This window comes from Leisingera sp. F5, assembly GCF_001593695.1.
This window is the reverse complement of sequence record NZ_LUKH01000468.1, coordinates 1-2,345: the sequence shown is the minus strand read 5'-3', so window position 1 is coordinate 2,345 and position 2,345 is coordinate 1. Positions and strand designations below refer to the sequence as shown.

Annotated in this window: 3 protein-coding genes; 2 read left to right on the top strand and 1 reads right to left on the bottom strand. The window is 57.4% G+C overall.

Annotation, left to right across the window (positions count from 1 at the left end):
* Positions 1-504, top strand: a 504-nt coding sequence (locus A2I95_RS31995; RefSeq protein ID WP_291736317.1) for a bifunctional ornithine acetyltransferase/N-acetylglutamate synthase, incomplete at its 5' end; no start/stop codon positions are given.
* A complete protein-coding gene (gene mutT / locus A2I95_RS31990; protein ID WP_259988538.1) occupies positions 501-899 on the top strand; it encodes an 8-oxo-dGTP diphosphatase MutT in 399 nt (132 codons plus the stop codon). The genes A2I95_RS31995 and mutT, both read left to right, overlap by 4 nt.
* 640 nt (positions 900-1,539) lie before the next feature.
* On the opposite strand, the gene A2I95_RS31985 is transcribed toward mutT, so the two are convergent.
* Positions 1,540-2,345: translation initiation factor IF-2 (locus A2I95_RS31985; protein ID WP_367153173.1), on the bottom strand; the 806-nt coding region annotated here is incomplete at its 5' end.

Genomic DNA, 2,345 nt, shown 5'->3' with positions numbered 1-2,345 from the left:
CTGATGCTGTGCGCCACCGGCGCTTCGGGCGTCGACGCGACTGGAAACGCAGAGTTTGCGGCAGGCCTGGAGCGGGTAATGCTTGACCTGTCACACCAGGTGGTGCGCGATGGCGAGGGCGCGACCAAATTTGTGGAAATCCAGGTGACCGGCGCGGCTTCGGATGCGGATGCAAAGGTGCATGGCCTAGCTATCGCCAACTCGCCGCTGGTGAAAACCGCAATTGCGGGCGAGGACCCGAATTGGGGCCGCGTGGTAATGGCGATCGGTAAATCCGGCGCGGCTGCCGACCGGGACTTGCTGTCGATCTCATTTGGCAACGTGCTAGTGGCCGAAAAGGGTTGGGTCGCACCGGACTACAAAGAAGATCTGGGCGCAGCAGAGATGAAGAAACAAGAGATCACCATCAAAGTAGGCTTGGGACTGGGCGCGGGCAAAGCCACGGTTTGGACCTGTGATCTGACCCATCAGTATATCTCGATCAACGCGGATTACCGGTCATGAAGGTGATCCTTGTTTCCGCAGTTGCGCTCATCGACGTGGATGGGCGCGTGCTGCTGGCACAGCGCCCCGAAGGTAAATCCATGGCCGGCCTGTGGGAGTTTCCTGGCGGCAAGATCGAACCAGGCGAAACACCCGAGGCAGCATTGATCCGTGAGTTACAGGAGGAGCTAGGCATTGACACCTGGGCGTCCTGCCTGGCACCGCTGACTTTCGCCAGCCACTCCTACGAGGATTTCCACCTGCTGATGCCGCTTTTTGCCTGCCGTAAATGGGAGGGCGTCCCGCAGGCCAATGAGGGGCAAACCCTGAAATGGGTGCGGCCGCAGGATTTGCGGGACTATCCAATGCCGCCCGCCGATATCCCGCTGATCCCGATTCTGCGGGACTGGCTGTAAAGAACATGGAGCCGCAACGCAGCGGTTCCATGCTTTCCCAATGGTGAATTTTGCCGTTTTACCGGGACTTTAGCTCCCCGGTCCGGCGCCTGTGAACCCTTTGTTAATCATTCTCCATAAGCATCAGGTACGAAGAATTTGACTACCCGAAGTTTCAATTGGGCAGGAGAAGACCATGCTAAGGACAATCGCAGTTGGCAGTTTTTCGCTGGTTCAGGGCATTTTCATAAGGACACTCCCTGACGGGAAAATCGCGGTGCGGGTTGGTAAAAGAACCTATGAAGGCCGCCCGGTGCCGCCAGTTGCCTGAACCATCACTCATTACGCATGTCAGGCAAGAAATGGGGTTGCAGACAATGCTGCCCCATTTTTGGACCCGTAAGGCCAAGGCAAATTGACAAAATTTTGCTTTGCGGGCTGGTCTGTCCCATTTCCACTCTGTCGTTCCGCCAATTCGTCAACTGTCTTTGCGCCCTCAGCACATTCAGAATGAACCTCGTGGACGGCGCATTCAGCATCAACGACAGGGTCGCCTTCAATTGCGCTTTGGCCCTTGCGGCACGTGACAATGGAACCACCCAAAGAAACAGGCCCCGGCAATGATGCCAGGGCCTGCTTTTCAGTTTAGATTTAGCAACGATCAGTCAAGGGTCCGGGTGACTTCTTCGCGTTCGAAGATTTCAATCACGTCGTTCGGACGGACATCATCGTAGTTTTCAAACGCCATACCGCATTCCTGACCGGACTGAACTTCGGACACTTCGTCTTTGAAACGCTTCAGTGTCTTCAGCGTGCCTTCGTGGATTACCACGTTGTCGCGCAGCAGGCGGACACCTGCCGAACGGCGGGCAATGCCCTCGGTGACCAGACAGCCGGCAACCTTGCCAACACCGGTAACCTTGAAGACTTCCTTGATCTGCGCATAGCCGATGAAGTTTTCGCGGATCTCGGCAGACAGCAGGCCGGAGGCCGCCGCTTTCACGTCATCCACCAAGTCGTAGATCACTGAATAATACCGGATTTCGACGCTCTTCTGATTGGCGGTGTTGCGGGCGGAAGCATTGGCACGGACGTTGAAGCCCATGATCGGCGCACCAGAGGCTTCGGCGAGGCCGACATCAGTTTCGGTGATCGCACCGACGCCCGAGTGCAGCACGCGCACGCGCACCTCGTCGTTGCCGATCTTTTCCATCGCCTGAACGATGGCTTCGGCGGAACCTTGCACGTCAGCTTTGACCAGGATCGGCAGCTCGGAGACATTTTCGTCGTCCTTGGCCTTCTGCATCAGCTGTTCCAGCGTGGTCGCAGCACCGGCAGCGGCGCGCTTATCCTTGGCGGCCTGCTCACGGTATTCTGCGATCTCGCGCGCCTGTGCTTCGGTGTCAGTCACGTTCAGCACGTCGCCTGCTTCCGGAGTGCCGTTGAGGCCAAGAACCTCAACAGGAA

Bases quoted from the DNA above. Each gene is read 5' to 3' on its own strand.
- mutT (WP_259988538.1), top strand. From the start codon at position 501: ATGAAGGTGATCCTTGTTTCCGCAGTTGCGCTCATCGACGTGGATGGG.